This window comes from Rhodococcus sp. RCBS9 (assembly GCF_029457415.1).
GTDB classification, from domain to species: domain Bacteria; phylum Actinomycetota; class Actinomycetes; order Mycobacteriales; family Mycobacteriaceae; genus Rhodococcus_F; species Rhodococcus_F qingshengii.
In genome coordinates this window covers 4,356,979-4,374,094 of the sequence record NZ_CP120422.1, presented here as the reverse complement: position 1 = coordinate 4,374,094, position 17,116 = coordinate 4,356,979, and the positions used below count along the sequence as shown (strand labels likewise).

Annotated in this window: 19 protein-coding genes and 1 pseudogene; 2 read left to right on the top strand and 18 right to left on the bottom strand. The window is 63.3% G+C overall.

What is annotated here, in order from left to right; all coding sequences use genetic code 11:
* Positions 1–20: 20 nt before the first annotated feature.
* Genes cysN through P0M12_RS20615 form a run of 3 tightly spaced genes read right to left on the bottom strand, consistent with a single transcriptional unit; the run spans position 21 to position 3,570 of the window.
* Positions 21–1,922, bottom strand: a complete 1,902-nt coding sequence (gene cysN, locus P0M12_RS20625) for a sulfate adenylyltransferase subunit CysN (RefSeq protein WP_065352126.1) — start codon at positions 1,920–1,922, stop codon at positions 21–23.
* Positions 1,922–2,827, bottom strand: a complete 906-nt coding sequence (gene cysD, locus P0M12_RS20620; RefSeq protein ID WP_019744365.1) for a sulfate adenylyltransferase subunit CysD — start codon at positions 2,825–2,827, stop codon at positions 1,922–1,924. The genes cysN and cysD overlap by 1 nt, the downstream gene beginning before the upstream one ends.
* On the bottom strand, positions 2,824–3,570 hold the full coding sequence (locus tag P0M12_RS20615) for a 3'(2'),5'-bisphosphate nucleotidase CysQ (RefSeq protein ID WP_064074197.1): 747 nt from the start codon (positions 3,568–3,570) through the stop codon (positions 2,824–2,826). Before P0M12_RS20615 ends, cysD begins: the two co-directional genes overlap by 4 nt.
* A 254-nt stretch (positions 3,571–3,824) precedes the next feature.
* Here P0M12_RS20615 and P0M12_RS20610 point away from each other — a divergent pair, with 254 nt between their 5' ends.
* Entirely contained in the window at positions 3,825–4,436 is a 612-nt protein-coding gene (locus tag P0M12_RS20610; protein ID WP_003942004.1) for a TetR/AcrR family transcriptional regulator, read from the top strand.
* Between the two features lie 12 nt (positions 4,437–4,448).
* On the opposite strand, the gene P0M12_RS20605 is transcribed toward P0M12_RS20610, so the two are convergent.
* The 12 genes and pseudogenes from P0M12_RS20605 to P0M12_RS20550 form a co-directional block, all read right to left on the bottom strand.
* Positions 4,449–4,730 (bottom strand): metal-sensitive transcriptional regulator, encoded by a 282-nt coding sequence (locus P0M12_RS20605; protein WP_003942012.1) that lies wholly within the window; start codon positions 4,728–4,730, stop codon positions 4,449–4,451.
* A gap of 31 nt (positions 4,731–4,761) precedes the next feature.
* The gene (locus tag P0M12_RS20600; protein ID WP_007735305.1) at positions 4,762–5,034 is read right to left on the bottom strand and encodes a hypothetical protein; all 273 of its coding nucleotides are present in this window, start codon (positions 5,032–5,034) and stop codon (positions 4,762–4,764) included.
* A complete protein-coding gene (locus tag P0M12_RS20595) occupies positions 5,027–5,542 on the bottom strand; it encodes a hypothetical protein (RefSeq protein WP_003941872.1) in 516 nt (171 codons plus the stop codon). Before P0M12_RS20595 ends, P0M12_RS20600 begins: the two co-directional genes overlap by 8 nt.
* Entirely contained in the window at positions 5,535–5,972 is a 438-nt protein-coding gene (locus tag P0M12_RS20590; protein ID WP_003942066.1) for a hypothetical protein, read from the bottom strand. The genes P0M12_RS20595 and P0M12_RS20590 overlap by 8 nt, the downstream gene beginning before the upstream one ends.
* A 15-nt stretch (positions 5,973–5,987) precedes the next feature.
* Positions 5,988–6,143 carry a hypothetical protein gene (locus P0M12_RS20585; RefSeq protein ID WP_003941930.1) on the bottom strand — a complete coding sequence of 52 codons (156 nt, stop codon included), beginning with the start codon at positions 6,141–6,143 and terminating at the stop codon, positions 5,988–5,990.
* A gap of 57 nt (positions 6,144–6,200) precedes the next feature.
* Positions 6,201–6,863, bottom strand: a complete 663-nt coding sequence (locus P0M12_RS20580; RefSeq protein ID WP_277376759.1) for a hypothetical protein — start codon at positions 6,861–6,863, stop codon at positions 6,201–6,203.
* 49 nt (positions 6,864–6,912) lie between these two features.
* The gene (hemB, locus tag P0M12_RS20575) at positions 6,913–7,887 is read right to left on the bottom strand and encodes a porphobilinogen synthase (RefSeq protein WP_007735309.1); all 975 of its coding nucleotides are present in this window, start codon (positions 7,885–7,887) and stop codon (positions 6,913–6,915) included.
* 75 nt (positions 7,888–7,962) lie between these two features.
* Positions 7,963–9,525, bottom strand: coding sequence for a bifunctional uroporphyrinogen-III C-methyltransferase/uroporphyrinogen-III synthase (locus P0M12_RS20570; RefSeq protein WP_003941969.1), 1,563 nt, complete (start codon positions 9,523–9,525; stop codon positions 7,963–7,965).
* Between the two features lie 60 nt (positions 9,526–9,585).
* Entirely contained in the window at positions 9,586–10,560 is a 975-nt protein-coding gene (gene hemC, locus P0M12_RS20565) for a hydroxymethylbilane synthase (RefSeq protein ID WP_019744374.1), read from the bottom strand.
* A gap of 35 nt (positions 10,561–10,595) precedes the next feature.
* Positions 10,596–11,918, bottom strand: a pseudogene (locus tag P0M12_RS20560) (glutamyl-tRNA reductase); the annotation flags it as partial.
* On the bottom strand, positions 11,915–12,802 hold the full coding sequence (locus P0M12_RS20555) for a redox-sensing transcriptional repressor Rex (protein ID WP_007735314.1): 888 nt from the start codon (positions 12,800–12,802) through the stop codon (positions 11,915–11,917). The gene P0M12_RS20555 and the pseudogene P0M12_RS20560, both read right to left, overlap by 4 nt.
* Before the next feature lie 140 nt (positions 12,803–12,942).
* Positions 12,943–13,203 carry a glutaredoxin family protein gene (locus tag P0M12_RS20550; protein ID WP_003941953.1) on the bottom strand — a complete coding sequence of 87 codons (261 nt, stop codon included), beginning with the start codon at positions 13,201–13,203 and terminating at the stop codon, positions 12,943–12,945.
* A 200-nt stretch (positions 13,204–13,403) separates the two neighbouring features.
* Between P0M12_RS20550 and P0M12_RS20545 the strand changes: the two genes are divergently transcribed.
* On the top strand, positions 13,404–14,399 hold the full coding sequence (locus P0M12_RS20545) for an HAD-IB family hydrolase (RefSeq protein ID WP_020968932.1): 996 nt from the start codon (positions 13,404–13,406) through the stop codon (positions 14,397–14,399).
* A gap of 39 nt (positions 14,400–14,438) precedes the next feature.
* On the opposite strand, the gene P0M12_RS20540 is transcribed toward P0M12_RS20545, so the two are convergent.
* The 3 genes from P0M12_RS20540 to P0M12_RS20530 form a co-directional block, all read right to left on the bottom strand.
* On the bottom strand, positions 14,439–15,476 hold the full coding sequence (locus P0M12_RS20540) for a lysophospholipid acyltransferase family protein (protein ID WP_007735315.1): 1,038 nt from the start codon (positions 15,474–15,476) through the stop codon (positions 14,439–14,441).
* Positions 15,473–16,606 (bottom strand): NAD-dependent epimerase/dehydratase family protein, encoded by a 1,134-nt coding sequence (locus P0M12_RS20535; protein WP_007735316.1) that lies wholly within the window; start codon positions 16,604–16,606, stop codon positions 15,473–15,475. Before P0M12_RS20535 ends, P0M12_RS20540 begins: the two co-directional genes overlap by 4 nt.
* A 217-nt stretch (positions 16,607–16,823) precedes the next feature.
* A complete protein-coding gene (locus P0M12_RS20530; protein WP_003402602.1) occupies positions 16,824–16,925 on the bottom strand; it encodes an AURKAIP1/COX24 domain-containing protein in 102 nt (33 codons plus the stop codon).
* Positions 16,926–17,116 lie beyond the last annotated feature (191 nt).

Here is a 17,116-nt window from a genome sequence, read left to right as displayed (position 1 = left end):
GCTCCTCGTGTTCAGGCGGATCAAGAAATGGTTCCGCGGGCGCGGAGATGGTCGACGATCGCGATCGCAGCGTCCTCGGTCGTCGTGACACTGGTGTCGATGTGAATGTCAGGGTTCTGCGGCGGTTCGTACGGCGAATCGATGCCGGTGAAGTTCACCAACTCGCCCCGTCGAGCCTTCTTGTACAGCCCCTTGGGATCTCGCTCCTCTGCGACGGCAAGCGCGGTGTCGACGAAGATTTCGACGAACTGTTCGTCGCCGATCAATTCGCGGGCGGCATGACGCTCGGCCTCGAACGGTGAAATGAAGGACGCGAGCACGATCAGACCGGCGTCCGCCATCAGTCGGGTGACCTCGGTGACGCGACGGATGTTCTCGACGCGGTCGGCTTCGGTGAATCCGAGGTCTCGATTCAGCCCGTGACGGACGTTGTCTCCGTCGAGGAGGTAGGTGTGCGCGCCGAGTGCGTGCAGTTGACGCTCGACATCGTTCGCGATGGTCGACTTTCCCGAACCGGAGAGACCGGTGAACCACAGAACTGCGGGTTGGTGTCCCTTGAGCCTGGTGTGCGCGGCCTCGTCGACGTCGACGGATTGCCAGTGAATGTTGTCCGATCGACGCAGCGAGTGCGTGATCATGCCCGCACCGACAGTGCCGTTGGTAAGGCGGTCGATGAGGATGAAGCTACCGGTGTCACGGTTGCCGACGTACGGGTCGAACGGGACCGGTCGATCGAAACTGAGGTTGCACACACCGATTTCGTTGAGCTCGAGAGTAGTCGTTGCGGTCTTCTCGAGAGTGTTGACGTTGATCTTGTGTTTCGGTTTGGTGATGCGCGCAGTGACTGTGACGGTACCGATCTGGCACAGGAACGGCCGTTCGGGCAGCATGGGAGCCTCACCCATCCAGACGATGCAGGCCTCGAACTGATCGGCTACGGCCGGCGGATTGTCGCCGATGGACAGCACATCACCGCGACTGATGTCGATCTCGTCGGCGAGCGTGATGGTGACCGAGCGGCCCGCACCGGCAACGTCGAGGTCGCCACCCATGGTCACGATGCGCTCGACTGTGGACGTCTTTCCACTGGGGAGCACGCGGATGGGATCTCCGGGAGATACGGTGCCTGAAACGATCTGGCCGGAGAATCCGCGGAAGTCGAGGTCCGGCCGGTTGACCCACTGCACCGGCATCCGGAACGGAGCCGCGGCGGCAGCATCGTCGATGTCCACGCTTTCGAGATGCTCGATCAGGCTTGGTCCGGAATACCACGGGGTATTCGCACTGCGCTCGGTGAGATTGTCACCCATGTATGCCGACATCGGGATGGCGACGAACCCGTCCAGACCGATCTCGTGAGCGAACTCTGCGTAATCCGCGGTAATGGCATCGAAGACCTCTTGCGAGTAGTCGACGAGGTCGAGCTTGTTCACGGCAAGCACCACGTGCTTGATCCCCAGCAACGACACCAGATACGAGTGCCGGCGGGTCTGAGTCAGTATCCCCTTGCGGGAATCGACAAGGATCACAGCAAGATCGGCGGTCGACGCGCCCGTCACCATGTTTCGGGTGTACTGCTCGTGCCCCGGAGTATCGGCGACGACGAACTTGCGTCGCTCGGTCGTGAAGTAGCGGTAGGCGACGTCGATCGTGATGCCCTGCTCACGTTCGGCGGCGAGACCGTCGACCAGGAGCGCGAAATCGAGCCCCTCCCCCTGGGTTCCGCTCTTGCGCGAATCGGCTTCGAGCGCCGTCAACTGGTCGTCGAAGACGAGTTTCGATTCGTAGAGCAGACGGCCGATCAAGGTGCTCTTGCCGTCGTCGACGCTGCCGCACGTGATGAATCGCAGCATGCTCTTGTTCGCATGACGTTCGAGGTACGCCTCGATGTCGTCAGCGATCAGATCCGAGGAAACAGTCATCAGAAGTACCCCTCTTGCTTCTTCTTCTCCATCGACGCACTGGAGTCGTGGTCGATGACCCGTCCCTGGCGTTCGGAAGTGGTGGTGAGCAACATTTCCGAGATGATCTCGGTCAGGCTCGTGGCGGTCGATTCGACGGCTCCGGTCAGCGGGTAGCAGCCGAGGGTGCGGAAACGAACGCTCTTGAGTTCCGGAGTCTCTCCCGGCAGCAACGGCATCCGGTCGTCGTCGACCATGATCAGCGCACCGTCCCGCTCGACGACGGGCCGCTTGTCGGCAAAATACAGCGGAACGATCGGAATCTCTTCCTGGCGTATGTATTCCCACACATCCAGCTCGGTCCAGTTCGAGAGAGGGAAGACGCGCAGGCTCTCGCCCGGCGCTTTGCGGACGTTGTACATCCGCCACAGTTCCGGTCGCTGCTGCTTGGGATCCCAACGGTGCGCAGCTGATCGGATCGAGAAGATGCGTTCCTTGGCGCGGGATTTTTCTTCGTCACGTCGGGCGCCGCCGAATGCAGCGTCGAACTTGTAGTGATCGAGGGCTTGTTTGAGGCCTTCGGTCTTCCACATATCGGTATGGACAGCGCTGCCGTGAGTGAACGGGTTGATCCCCTGCTTCACGCAGTCCGGGTTGGTGTGGACGATCAGATCGAGATCGCCTGCAGCAGCGGTACTGTCACGAAGTTTGTACATTTCACGGAACTTCCACGTGGTATCGACGTGCAGAAGCGGAAACGGCAGCTTCGACGGATAGAAGGCCTTGCGCGCCAGATGCAGCATCACGGCGGAGTCCTTGCCCACCGAGTACAACATCACCGGGTTCTCGCTCTGGGCAACAGCTTCACGCATGATGTGAATGCTCTCGGCTTCGAGTCGTTCGAGGTGCGTCAGTGTCGCGGTCATCGGCCCAGTTCCTCCAGTGCTTTCGGGGCGAGTTCGGGTCGGCAGATCAGCAGATCCGGCAACCACGGGTTTTCCTGGTTGTAGCGCAGTTCGCTGCCATCGATACGCGAAACATGCAGTCCCGCAGCACGTGCGACAGCAACGGGCGCCGCCGAATCCCACTCGTACTGTCCGCCCGCATGTGCATAGATGTCTGCCTCACCCGAGACGACCGCCATTGCTTTGGCTCCGGCGGATCCCATTTCGATCAACTCCGCGCCCATCGAGTCGGCCATGCGCATGACCGGTTCCGGACGACGCGTCCGCGATACGACGACTCGAACCGGCGTCGCGGCATCCCGTTCGGTTCGATCATCGCTGCTCGAATAGGTGACGCCAAGGGCAGGCATTGCGACCGCACCGGTTGTGAGGACACCGTTTTCGGTCAGTGCAACATGAACGGCCCAGTCCGGTCGTCCGGCCTCGCCGTACTCACGGGTGCCGTCGAGAGGGTCGACGATCCACACCCGATCCGCAGCCAGCCTCGCGAGGTCGTCAGCCCCTTCCTCCGACAGCACTGCATCCGCAGGAAAGCGTCGGGCAAGTTCGGCGACGATGAATTCGTGACTGAGCCGATCGGCCGCGTTCTTGAAAGTCGCGACATCACCGTCGTTTTCGCCGAGGGATTTCCGATGGTCGAGCAGAAGTTCTCCAGCCGCAGCGGCGATGTCGATCGCCGCGCGTTCATCGTTAGTGCGTGTCATAGGTACTCCACAACTGTGTAGACCTCCCGATCGATACGGGAAGAAAGGTCAGGCCGACCGCAGAGTGTCCAGCACTTTGCACTGGCCTCGATGTGGTCTGCGCCATACCGTAACACCAGAATGAACGATGTTCATTCTATTTCGAACAATGTTCATTCTATGATCTGAGTCACATCGAATTCTGGACGGCGCTCGACAACGAACAGTGTTCGATGTGAATTGAGGATGCCGACCACCGCGACTACGGTGATCAAATGAGCAGTACCAGCAGCAAGTCGATCTACGGCGACGCCGAAGTGCGTCGACGCCGAACTCTCGACGCGGCGATCTCGCTTCTGGACGAAGGAGGCTACTCCGCGCTCACGATCCGCGCTGTCGCCAAACGAGCCGGCACCAGCACTGGCCTGATCTACCAGTACTTCGTCGACAAGCAGGACATCTTCGCCGCCCTCCTCAGCGAAAGTCAGCTGGAAATGGCGGACTTCGTGAACTCGCTCCCCCGCGAGCAGGGACTGAGCGCCTTACTCGAGTCCATGATTTCCGAGTTTGCTCGGCACTGGGCACGGGTGGGTCGACTCACCACGACTTGGCGCGACATCGAAGGCATGGCCGGGTCCGACCGAGAAAGCATGCGGGAACTTCACGCATCCGTAGCGGTCTACAACTCGGCATTGATTCGAGCGCTCACCGAATCTGCTGCAGCCGAAGGGAGCCGGTTGATCGACGACCCCGCGTTGATCCATCTCGTGCTCTCCGGACTCAAAGGCCTGTCGGACACCATCGTCATCAACATCGCCAAAGAAGTCACACCCGAGTACTTCGTGAGCTTCTCCGCCCGGGCGCTCGCGCGGTCCATCACGGAGTGACGGACCGACACCTTACGAACGAACGAGGCGAGCGATGGCCGCCTGAGCTTCCTTGATCTTGACGTCCGCTTCCGGACCACCCTGCTTGGCAGCTTCGACGACGCAACCCGCAAGGTGGGCGTCGAGAAGCTTCAGGGACACGGACTGCAACGCGCTCGTCGCGGCGGATACCTGGGTGAGCACGTCGATGCAGTACCGGTCGTCTGCGACCATGCGTGAAATTCCGGCTACCTGACCTTCGATACGACGAAGGCGCTTGAGCAGATCGTCCTGCTCGGGGCTGTAACTACTCATACCGCAACTATACCCCCTACCCGTATGAGGGCTACTGCGATGCGACGAAGCCCACCCGGACGCGGCGCACGACATCGATGGCCATCAGCCCCGCAACCAGAATCGACAACCCGGCGCCCGAGATCCAGAGACCGTCGTAGTGCGTGCTCTCGAACGGTGGAGCGCCCTCCAGTATCGGTCCGAAGTCGGACGTCGTCGTACCCGCTCGCCAGCACACGACCGCCAGAATCGTTGCGGCGACGATACCGAGTACACCGATCCACGTCTTCACGTCGACACGCGGGGATGGCTGTGGCTCAGTCATCGGCAGACCCGTCCGGTTCGACACCAACCACAACGACCTGACTCAACGCCTCGCGCAGTGCCTGATCGTCCTTTGCCCACGCCCGCACCAATCCCCCGGTGGTCAAACGTAAGCCGATACCGTGCCGACGCCTGGGCACTCCGGACAGCTCACCGAGCGCGCGTGCCGTTTCCCACGGTTCCATTTCGTCCTCGTAGGCAGCGTCGTCGGACTCCGGGAACACCTCGGCGATCTCGGTGATCGGCACCTCTTCGGTTCCCTGACGCAACGTGGTCGCGGTCAGAAGTACGCTCGCGTGCCGCCGTGCTGCGATCACCTGCACGTAGACCAATCCGGTGAGGATCACGGCGAACATCGCCAGACCGAACCAATGCACCACCGGGCCCGTGAACAGTTCGATGACCAAGGCGATCAGGCAGAAGATCGGACCGAACGCGATGGCCCACCACCGAGAACCCGGTTCGTAGTACAGAACGTCCGGGCCGATTTCCGGCGCGCGATCAGCCACGGGCAAACCAACTTCGGGTGGTGTCGCGGTAGATCGCGACGCAGGCACAGATCAGCATGACGGGAACAACCAGCGCGAGCACGGTACTGATCCCGGCCACGACCAGCGCGATCTGCAGCACCGCGAACACTCCGGACACGATCACCAGGATCCGTCGGCACAACGCCCTTCCGGCGCGAGTGGGACCGGCGAGGCCGCCGATCGCGAGGCCGGTCAACAGCAGAACCAGCCCTGACACCCGCACGAAGGTGACGTAGATGTCGATGTTTCCGGCAGAAACGCCTTGATCGGTGAACTGCTCACGCAACGAATACGAAGCGCTGGTGACATTGATCAGGCCGAAGAGTATGAGCAGGAACGCGCTGGCGATCCACAGCCAGAATGCTGCCTCGACAGCCGTCGGGCGCCTGACCTTCGTAGAGATACTCACGGGTTCAAGTGTGCGCTATCCGCTGACGATGCCCGGAATCATGAGCATCAGGAGTGTCACCAGAACAGAGGCTCCGAGGATCGCGAACAAGATCACTTCGGTGCGTGAACCACGTTGGCGCAGTGGCGCGTCGTGGGTGCTTTCCGTACGCAGGGCTTCCTGAGAACTCATCGCGTCCGACCTCTCCCCTACTACTTCAGTGACCCGTTTCACAGTACCCCGAGCTACCTACCGGTTCCCCGCCGGGGGGAAACGAAGAAAGTACGGATTGGACTCTTTTCGGTGCATCATCACGATCGCCCCGACAGCAGCAACTGCCTGCAGGATTTCCGCTCCGCCGAACAGCAGAGTGGCCGCGCCGCCGTCGCCGCCGAGCCCGAAGATCACCGGGATCGCGGAGACCAGCATGAAGACGCCACAGAACGTCAGCAACATTCGAGCCCAGTTCTTGCCGCGACTCATCGCGCGCACGAACAGAAGGAACACCGCGGTGACGATCACGACCAATACCGCAGAGAACACGATGACCAGTGGGAACATGCCCTCCACGTCGGAACGCGTCAGACCGGCGTCGACAGCTGCCTGATTTCTGAGCATCTCGTCGACGAACATCGACTTCTGCCCGAGCAGCATCCAGATCATCGCGCCGCCCTGGACCAACCCCAGCGCCGTCACAGCCCACCACAACTGAATCGCAGTCACGACGTCCGTCGGCGGCTCGGGTTTCGGCGCAGGTCCCGGGTATCCGTTGGAACCGGGGCCGTATCCCGGGATCTGACCCGTCGGCATCGGTCCGAGTTCGCGGTACGGCTGATTCTCGAACGGCTGGTTCTCGTAGGGAGGTTCCCGGCGGGGCGGTTCCTGGCGCGACGGCGGCCACTGCTCGGTCATGACACCAGCGTATCGGTCGATACCGGCGCAGCCACCATGCGTGACTCCGTCACAGCCATCCGGCAACTTCCGACGCCCAGTACGTGAGGACCACGTCGGCACCGGCGCGGCGAATGCTGATGAGCGATTCGAGAATCGCCGCGTCCCGATCGATCCAGCCGTTCTGCGCGGCCGCGGTGATCATCGAGTACTCCCCCGAGATCTGGTACGCAGCGACCGGAACCGGGGACCGGTCGGCGGTCTCACGCAGAATGTCCAGGTAGGACATTGCAGGCTTGACCATCACCATGTCGGCGCCCTCGGCGACGTCGAGGTCTACCTCGCGCATCGACTCGCGGCGATTGGCGCCGTCCTGCTGATACGTACGACGGTCGCCTTGCAGTGAGGATCCGACGGCTTCACGGAACGGGCCGTAGAACGCTGACGCATATTTCGCGGCATAGGCGAGCTGACCGACATCGACATACCCCGAAGCATCGAGTGCACCGCGGATCGCAGCCACCTGACCGTCCATCATGCCGCTGGGACCGAGCAGGTGCGCACCCGATTCAGCTTGTGCGAGAGCCATTTCGACGTATCGGATCAAGGTCGCGTCGTTGTCGACAGCGCCGCCGGCAGTCAACACGCCGCAGTGGCCGTGATCGGTGAACTCGTCGAGGCAGGTATCGGCCATGATGACCGTCGAATCGCCGAGTTCGTCTGCCAGAGCGCGCAATCCGACGTTGAGGATTCCGTCGGGATCGGAGGCACCGGACCCCTGGGGATCCTTGTCCTCCGCCTTCGGAACACCGAACAGCATCAGGCCACCGACGCCGGCTTCCACCGCTTCCACCGCTGCGGACCGCAGCGAATCGAGAGTGTGCTGGAAAACGCCTGGCATGGAACTGATCTCACGCGGTGCGTCGATGCCGTCGGCGACGAACATCGGCAAAACGAGGTGCCGGGGTTCGAGCGAGGTCTCTGCCACGAGTCGCCGGAGCGCAGGAGTGCGCCGGAGCCGGCGAGGGCGATGAGTGGGAAACACGAGAAGTAGCCCTCCTTCGTCGGAACCTGTGAGCGGTTGAGGAGTCCACAGACTCCTCAACCCCTCACGGGTGCGCTAGCGCCTTCGAGACTTCTTGCGCGGGGGCGGCAAAGCACCTTCGGCGCGCAGACGAGCAGCATGCTCGGCGAGAGCCTCCACCAGCGGTCCCACCTGCGAGGTCTCGGGCTGCACGTCGACGCGCAGACCGAACTCGATAGCGGTTTCGGCCGTCTTCGGGCCGATGCACGCGACCAACGTGCGGGCGTGCGGCTTGCCGGCGATGCCGACGAGGTTGCGCACGGTCGAGGACGAGGTGAAGCAGACGGCGTCGAATCCACCGGTCTTGATCATCTCGCGGGTCTCGGCCGGCGGCGGCGCTGCCCGGACGGTGCGGTAGGCGGTGACGTCGTCGATCTCCCAACCGCGTTCGCGCAGGCCCTCTGCGAGGGTTTCGGTCGCAATGTCCGCCCGCGGCAACAGAACCCGGTTGACCGGATCGAAAACGTCGTCGTACGGGGCGAATTCGGCCAACAGGCCTTCGCTGGACTGCTCACCGGTCGGGATCAGCTCGGGGTTGATGCCGAACGAGCGCACCTTGGCTGCGGTTGCTTCACCGATGCAGGCGATCTTCACACCGGAGAAGGCGCGAGCGTCGAGGCCGAACTCTTCGAACTTCTCCCACACTGCGCGAACAGCATTGGTGGAAGTGAAGACGACCCACTGGTAGCGACCGTCGACGAGTCCCTTGACCGAACGCTCCATCTGAGCCGGGCTGCGAGGCGGCTCGACGGCGATGGTCGGAACCTCGATCGGGATCGCTCCGTGAGTGACCAGACGGTCGCTCATCTCGCCGGCCTGATCCTTGGTGCGCGGCACGAGGACGGTCCAGCCGTACAGAGCGCGCGATTCCCACCACGACATCTTGTTGCGCTGCGCGACAACCTTGCCGACGGTGACGATGAGCGAGCCCACCAGTTCGGATCCGGCTTCGTTGAGCGTCGCGAGAGTTGCCTCGACGGTTCGCTGCTGACGAGTGGTACCGCGGACGGTGATCGCAGCAGGCGTCTGCGGGGCCAAGCCGTTCTCGACCAGCGCGCTGGCGGTCTCGGCGAGATGTCCGGACGTCGCGTGCAGGACAAGCGGTCCCGGTGCAGCGGCCAGAGCAGCCCAGTCGACTTCACCGCGAACGTCGGCCTCGGTGTGACCCGAGCCGAGCGCCATGCCGGCGTAGCTCGGCACAGCCGAACCGGAAGGTAGACCCGGGAGAACCTCGAACTGAACCTGCGTGCGGGCGACTGCGGTGACCTCTGCGATCACGGAATCCGTGGTCAGCGGGTCGCCGGAGACCAGACGCACGACGTCGTGACCGTTCTTGGCCTCGTGCACCAATGTCTTTGCAACCTCGGCAGGCTCGCCGAGTGCCGGACGCACGTCCGCGATCAGCTCGCCGGTCTCCTCGTCGCGGCCCATGTCGATCCCGACGAGTGCGACGACGCCCTTGTCGACATCCGGATCGGTGAATGCCATTGCGGCGCCGGTGAGGACGTCACGTGCGCGAACGGTGAGCAGGGCGGGGTCGCCCGGTCCCGATCCCACGAACAGGATCCGTCCGGGAGTGTTCTTTCGGACTCGGGTCATCGGTGATTCTCCAGTGCGCTGTATCGAAATGGGAACTTGGTGCAAGTGCAAAGTGGGGCGTCAAACATCGGCTGCCTCGCCTGTAGTCACGTTCATCAACTCGCGGGCGCCGAGTTCGAGTAACTCGCGCGCTACCGCTCGGCCGAGTTCCTCGGCCTTGTCCGGCGCACCCACTGCGCCGGTACGGATGACGTCCGAACCGTCGATGGCGGCTGCGCAGCCGCGTACCGACAGTTCGTCGAAGATTCTGCCGTCGTCGTCGAGGGATTCGACGATCTCCGCGATCGCTCCCACCGGAGCGGTGCAGCCGGCTTCCAACTCGGCGAGCAGGGCGCGCTCGGCAGTAACTGCCGCCCGGGTACCCGCGTCGTCGTGCTCGGCGAGGATCGCCGCCAATTCCGCATTGGCAGAAAGGCATTCGACGGCCAGGGCACCCTGCGCCGGAGCGGGGAGCATCTGCACGGGCTCGATGTTCTCGGTGATGAGATCGAGCAGACCGATACGAGACAGGCCGGCGCGAGCGAGGATCACGGCGTCGAGTTCACCGGATTCGACCTTGCCGAGACGGCGCTGCAGGTTGCCCCGCAACGGCACGATGTCGAGGCCGAGACCGAGTGCCTTCAGCTGCGAAACACGGCGCGGCGCCGAGGTTCCCACCTTGGAACCGGCCGGAAGCTCCCCGAGGACCAGACCGTCACGGGCGACCAGCGCGTCACGCGGATCTTCGCGTGGCGGAATCGCCGCGATGACGAAACGCGGGTCCTGCGCGGTCGGTAAGTCCTTGTAGGAATGCACCGCAACGTCGACGCGGTTGTCCAGCAAGGCTTCTCGAAGCTCTGCCGTGAACACTCCGACGCCGATCTTCTGGACGGGATCGGTGGACTGGTCGCCCTTGGTCTTGATGATGACCAACTCGGCGGGATGTCCGGCCGCAATGAGGGCATCGCGCACGGTACCGGCTTGCGTGGTCGCGAGAAGACTTCCGCGAGTGCCGATCCGCAGCGGGCTCCCCGATCGAGGGGTGGTGACGCTCATGCCTGCAGGTCCCTTCCAGTGCGGTCGCCGTCCACCAGATCGGTGGGTGTGGCCACGGCCGCGGGAGATCCGGGGCTGAGTTCGAAGAGTTCGCGCAGCGCTGCTGCGTAGGAGTCGCCGCCGGGGGCCGACGCCAGTTGCTTGACGCGCACGGTCGGGGCGTGGAGAAGCTTGTCCACGACGCGGCGCACGGTGCGCGCAACCTCGTCGCGCTGCGGATCGTCCAGGCCGGGCAGACGCGAATCGAGCCGCATCAGTTCGGCTTCGACGACGTCGGCGGCGCGCTGACGCAAAGCCGTGACGGTCGGAGTGACCTCGGCGAGACGCTGTCCCGCGAGGTACGTCGCAAGCTCACCGGCAACGATGGTGCGTGCGGCATCTGCGTCGGAAGCGGCGGCGCCTGCCGCTGGATCACGCTGCAGCGTCTCCATGTCGAGAACGGTCACACCCGGCAGGCCGGCGACGGCGGGATCGATGTCGCGCGGCAGCCCGAGGTCGCAGATGACGAGGTGCTTGGTGTTGTCGCGATCGGGCTCGGCGAGTGCGCGGTGCACATCCGCCAGGGTGACCACTGCCCCGACCGCGCCGGTACAGGTCACCATGACATCTGCCTGCGCCATCGCGGCCGAAAGCTGATCGAAGGCAACACCGTCGGCGTCGACGCCGTTGGAGCGTGCCGTCTCTGCCAGGTGCTCGGCGCGTTCCTGTGTCCGGTTGACGACGACGATGCGTGCGATTCCGGCGCGGGTGAGATGCGCAACCGACAGACCGCCCATCGAGCCTGCACCGACAACCACGGCAGTGCGGCCGACCAGGCCGCCCTCACCGATGATGCGCGCTGCACGATCGAGAGCCACGGACACGACTGATGCTCCGGCGGAGTCGATTCCGGTTTCGGAATGCACTCGCTTGCCGACGCGCAGTGCCTGCTGAGCCAGTTCGTGGACGACGCGTCCGGCGGCCTGCTGCGCATCCGAAGATGCGTAGGCCGAACGGATCTGGCCGAGGATCTGCTGTTCGCCGATCACCATGGAATCGAGGCCGCTGGCCACCGCGAAGAGATGTTCGACCGCTGCTTCGCTGTAGCGGACGTACGCGTGAGCGTGCAGCGCTGTCAGGTCGAGACCCGAATGGTCGGCCAGGATTTCACCGACCTCGGTGAGTGCACCGTGGAACGCGTCCACCACCGCGTAGACCTCCACCCGGTTACACGTGGAGACGATCATCGCTTCGGAGATGTGCGAAGACGCCAGAAGCTTGTCGATCAGCTTCGGACGATCGGTGTCGGTGACAGCTACTCGCTCGAGCACCGGGACGGGCGCGGTTCGATGCGAGACCCCGACAAGCAGAACACTCACGGCGCGATCACTGATCCGTTTCTTGTCGAACCTGCTCCGACCGGAGCGGGTGAACTGGTGGATGGGACTGACGAAGCGGATGCGGCGTGAGCCACTCGTACTCGCGGCGCGCTGGATGCCTGATCGGCATTGCGCGCACTGTTGAAGGAGAGAACCTGCATCTCGACGGCTAGATCTACACGTCGCAGTTCCACGTGATCGGGAACGTCGAGGGCGATCGGCGAAAAACTCATGATGCAGCGCAGCCCGGCGCTGACGAACTGGTCGCACACGCCCTGAGCTGCCTCGTCCGGAGTGGAGATGACGCCGATGGTCGCATTCAGTTCACGGCAGGCGACGGTCAGTTCCTCGGTACTGCGCACGACGAGATCCCCGACTCTGCTTCCGATTCGATCTGCATCACTGTCGAAGAGTCCGACCATCTCGAAACCGCGGCGGCTGAATCCGCCGTAGCCGACCAGCGCCTTGCCGAGGTTTCCGACTCCGACGAGAACGACCTTGTGCCCACGATCGAGTCCGAGTGCACGCTCGATGCGGATGCGGAGCCTGTTGACGTCGTACCCGACGCCGCGGACACCGTTGGGTCCGAGGAACGACAGATCCTTACGCAACTTCGCTGATCCGACACCTGACGCCTGCGCGAGTTCCTCGCTCGAGACGATGGAGGTACCCCGGTCGGACATCACTCCGAGGACCCGCAGGTATGCGGCCAAGCGCGTCACCGTAGCCTGGGGGATGACGCGATCCTGAGCGATCGGGTCGGTAACCGAGGCGCTGGAAGCGTCGGTGACGGAAGAGCCCGCAGCGCCGGTGACGCGCTGAGCCACAGGCTCATGCGTCTGGTGCGGTTCGGTCACGTCGCTGGCTCCTCGTCCGGTCGACACGACTGTCGACCTCCACGATGCTCCGGGGGAATGTTCACACCACGGTAACCGCTTGTGAACCCATGCACAAAGTTGCTCGAGACGGGTTCGATGTGCCGTTCACCTGCAAAGCGGCTCCGCGGACAACTTTGAGGGTTGCCTTACTTGCGTAAATCGTCACGAAGGCGCTCCTCGTCGACTTCCCAGTAACCGTGCTCGCGTCCGTCGAGAAGAATGACGGGCAATCTGTCTCCGTACTCCGCTCTCAGCTCTGGATCCGTCGCGGCAGCTTCGTCCACGTCGATGCACGTCAATTCCAGCTCGAACTCGGAACAGACCCGTCGCAGGACCTCCGCCGCGCCGACGCAGGACGCGCATCCTGCGCGTGTCAACAGGGTCACTTCATGCGTAGCTGCAGTCATCGACGCATACCTTTCTTCTACGGGGACGCCATCTACTTGATCGGTCGAGTGTGCCTCCGGAGCCCCACTCGGTGCCAAATCGGCGGAGAGGAACGTCACACACCACAGGGAAGGTCACCATCCAACCCATCGGGCCTCATCGCGGAGGATAGGCTGACTCGAAGAGTTCTCTGCTCGAGAATGCAACACGGGAGGTGCGGGTGCCTGCGCGATCACTACCGAACGGCTCCGGATTCGGATCAGGGCTTGCCGGGGTCATTCTCCCCGGGCGTCGCCACGTGAAGAATCCGCTGGGCCCGAGTGAGTCGGAAGTTCGAGCCAATCTCGCCGGCGAGGCGAGCGCTGACGCAGCTCTGGCATTGCACGAAGCCGCCAACCCCACAGAACCGGAAACCGGCGAAGAGCCCCCGGCCGTTCCGCGCGACCTCACAGCCGCCGCATTCTTCGACGTCGACAACACCATGGTGCAGGGTGCGTCGATCATCCACTTCGCCCGTGGTCTCGCTGCGCGAAAGTATCTCAAGACCTCGGATCTGGTGGATTTCGCGTGGAAGCAGATCAAGTTCCGAGTCACCGGCCGAGAAAGTAGTGACGACGTCGCCGAAGGCCGCGAGAAAGCACTGTCCTTCGTGGCCGGTCGATCCACCGCCGAACTCGCCCGCCTCGGCGAGGAGATCTACGACGAGGTCATCGCCGACAAGATCTGGCCAGGCACGAGGGCGTTGGCCCAGATGCACCTCGACGCCGGACAACAGGTGTGGTTGGTGACGGCAACTCCGGTCGAACTGGCTCAGGTCATCGCCGAGAAACTGGGATTGACCGGCGCCTTGGGCACTGTCGCCGAGAGTGAGGACGGCGTCTTCACCGGCCGACTCGTCGGCGACATCCTGCACGGCATGGGCAAGGCGCACGCCGTACGGACGTTGGCGGTGCGTGAAGGCCTCAATCTCAAGCGCTGTTCCGCCTACTCCGACAGCCACAACGACGTTCCGATGCTCTCGTTGGTGGGGACACCGGTGGCGATCAATCCCGACGCAGATCTTCGTGAACTCGCGAAGAACCGCGGGTGGGAAGTTCGCGATTTCCGCACCGGACGAAAGGCCGCCAAGATCGGCGTACCGACGGCGCTGGTGCTCGGAGCGGTCGGCGGGGCGCTCGCTGCAATTCTCGCCAGGCGCAAAGAACAGAACGCCTGAGCGGGTTCGGTCCGGATCGAGCAGCGATCCGGACCGAACTCAGCCGAGAAAGACGTTGCGGCGCTTGGCCAACAGTCGATACAGCGTCTGCTGAATGGTTTCCCGGACGTGGTCCGTCACCTCGAACAGGACCATCGGATCGTCGGCGGCACCGCTCTCGAAGGTGTCGGTGACGATGGGCTTTCCGAACTCGATGTACCACTTCGACGGCAACGGAACCAGGCCGAGCGGCCCGAAGTGCGGAAACAGCGGTGTCACCGGGAAATACGGAAGACCGAGAACGCGTGCGAGTGTGGTGAGATCACCGATTTTGGGATAGATCTCCTCCGAACCCACGATCGAGCACGGAATGATCGGAACACCGGTTCGCATTGCGGCCGACACGAAGCCACCGCGCCCGAACCGCTGCAACTTGTACCGCTCACTGAACGGTTTCCCGATGCCCTTGAATCCTTCCGGGAACACGGCCGCGACTTCACCGTCGTTGAGCAGACGCTCGGCGTCGGGGTTGCAGGCCAACGTATGGCCGGCTTTGCGCGCCAGTCCACCCACCACCGGCATCTCGAATGCCATGTCCGCAGCCAACATTCGCAGTGGACGATGCGCTGGATGGTGATCGTGCACGGCAACCGACGTCATCAGTCCGTCGATCGGGATCACACCGGCGTGGTTGGCGACCACAAGCGCTCCCCCGGTGAGGGGAATGTTCTCGATCCCACTGACCTCGACGCGAAACCACTTCTCGAACAACGGGCGCAACATCGGCATGACGACGTTGTCCGCGAAATGCGGGTCGAACCCGAACTCGTCGACCTCGTAGTCGCCGGACACCCGACGTCGGAGGAATTCTGCTGCCGAGGCGATCTGGTCGACGATCGCCGACCTGGCCGAATCGACGAACGTGCTCTCACCGCCGTGGTCGGCCGCCGAGGACACTCCGGACGGATGCCGACGTTCACTTTGTTCACGGATGTCACGCTCCGCACCGGTGACGGACTCACGCGAACGGGAAGTTGCCGACTTTCCGGTGTGAGTTGCGCTGGGCCGCAGGGGAATTACCTTCGCCACGTCAGTCACCCCTTCACCGCACTTCGTCCCGACAGCGGCATGTGCATCACGTCTGCACTTGTTGCCGCCGCGGCGGTGTCACCGCCGAGGATGGTGGTCAACGCATTCTCCGCCCGATCGATCCACTCGGACTTGATGATCCGGCGCGTCTGCATCGCACGCATGAAATCGTCGAGTGCTTGCATGGTGGTCCATCGCGGCTCGAACCCCAGCTCGCTGCGCATGCGAGTGGTGTCGAGTCCGCAGCCGAACCGGAAGTACTCGAGTTGCTCGTCGGTGTACAGCCTCATGGACGACCCCACCAACGCGCTCCCGACGCTGCGGAACAGAGCGAGCGGCATGGGAACTTCCACCCTGCCTGCCCGGCGGATCGCCTGCGACATCATGACCACTCCGTCGCCGGCGATGTTGTACGTACCCGAAGCGTGTCCGATGGTCGCCTTCTCCAGCGCCGCGAGGGCATCCTCGACGTGGAGCAATTGCAGGCGCGCGTTGCGCCCGACGATGGTGGGCACGAGTGGGGCGGTGACGTAGTGCCCGACGGTTGCAGTCAGCTGAGGTCCGATCAACGGCGCCAACCGCAGAATCCCGACCGAGATGTCCGGGCGCCGACGCCCCATTCCGCGGAGGTATCCCTCGATCTCGAGGCTGTCGCGGGCATATCCGCCCGGCGGCCGGCGGCGCGCACTCATTTCTTCGGTGAACTGAGCGGGATCCTTGGCACTGCACCCGTAGACGACCGAAGCCGAGCGCAGGATCACCTTGCGAACCGTCGGCGCTTTCTGGCAGACCGCGAACAGTTGCATGGCGCCGATGACGTTCATGTCCTTCATCGCGGCGCGGCTGCCGGCTTTGGGGGCTTTCTGAAGCGTCGACGCGTGCACGACGGTGTCGACCTCGGCGTTTCGGATCACTTTGCCGATCAGCGGATTGCGGATGTCTGCTCGCACGAATTCCGCGCGGCCCATTCTGCGCATCATGTCCTTGCTCGGACTGACGGCGTCGACGGCGATGACACGCTCGATCGACGGATTCTGCGCAAGCCTGGTCACCAGGTAGCCGCCGAGAAATCTGCTCGCCCCGGTCACCAGTACGACGCGAGGCGTCGTGCCCCCTGAAGTGTTGTCACCTTCAACCACCAAGTACCCCCATATCCAGTAGAAACGCGCTCTGCCGAAGCGTCCCTCCCGCGATTTTCCCCCACTTTACGGGCAGAGGGGGTCCCGCGCTGACTACCCAAATTTCGGCCATTCAAGACAAACCGCCCAGCCAATGAGACGTGGCACACATCGCTTCCCCCCGAATATGCTGATGCCCGCCACCCCGGAAGGGGTGGCGGGCATCAACAGGTACTGCTTATTTACCGAGTTTCCTGCGCTGTACTCGGGTACGACGAAGCAGCTTGCGGTGCTTCTTCTTCGACATGCGCTTGCGACGCTTCTTGATCACTGAACCCATAGCGGGTGTCCCTCACGTTCTTCTCTAGCGTTCCTGCGCACGCCGGTCACGTACGCCTGCGCCAAGCAATTGGCGCCTGGCCCTCGTTTTAACTAGCTCAGCGCCTTACGACACCAGCTTGCTGGTACGACAGTGACTCATCGTACCGGTGTGGAGTCACTCGGCATAAACCGAGCCTCCGGCACAGCAAC

What these genes read in the sequence shown, in the direction of transcription:
- cysN (WP_065352126.1), bottom strand. Translation starts at nt 1,922, where the DNA reads ATGACTGTTTCCTCGGATCTGATCGCTGACGACATCGAGGCGTACCTC.
- P0M12_RS20610 (WP_003942004.1), top strand. Translation starts at nt 3,825, where the DNA reads ATGAGCAGTACCAGCAGCAAGTCGATCTACGGCGACGCCGAAGTGCGT.
- P0M12_RS20580 (WP_277376759.1), bottom strand. Translation starts at nt 6,863, where the DNA reads ATGACCGAGCAGTGGCCGCCGTCGCGCCAGGAACCGCCCCGCCGGGAA.
- P0M12_RS20530 (WP_003402602.1), bottom strand. Translation starts at nt 16,925, where the DNA reads ATGGGTTCAGTGATCAAGAAGCGTCGCAAGCGCATGTCGAAGAAGAAG.
- P0M12_RS20615 (WP_064074197.1), bottom strand. Translation starts at nt 3,570, where the DNA reads ATGACACGCACTAACGATGAACGCGCGGCGATCGACATCGCCGCTGCG.
- P0M12_RS20570 (WP_003941969.1), bottom strand. Translation starts at nt 9,525, where the DNA reads ATGACCCGAGTCCGAAAGAACACTCCCGGACGGATCCTGTTCGTGGGA.
- cysD (WP_019744365.1), bottom strand. Translation starts at nt 2,827, where the DNA reads ATGACCGCGACACTGACGCACCTCGAACGACTCGAAGCCGAGAGCATT.
- P0M12_RS20550 (WP_003941953.1), bottom strand. Translation starts at nt 13,203, where the DNA reads ATGACTGCAGCTACGCATGAAGTGACCCTGTTGACACGCGCAGGATGC.
- hemC (WP_019744374.1), bottom strand. Translation starts at nt 10,560, where the DNA reads ATGAGCGTCACCACCCCTCGATCGGGGAGCCCGCTGCGGATCGGCACT.
- P0M12_RS20605 (WP_003942012.1), bottom strand. Translation starts at nt 4,730, where the DNA reads ATGAGTAGTTACAGCCCCGAGCAGGACGATCTGCTCAAGCGCCTTCGT.
- P0M12_RS20600 (WP_007735305.1), bottom strand. Translation starts at nt 5,034, where the DNA reads ATGACTGAGCCACAGCCATCCCCGCGTGTCGACGTGAAGACGTGGATC.
- P0M12_RS20585 (WP_003941930.1), bottom strand. Translation starts at nt 6,143, where the DNA reads ATGAGTTCTCAGGAAGCCCTGCGTACGGAAAGCACCCACGACGCGCCA.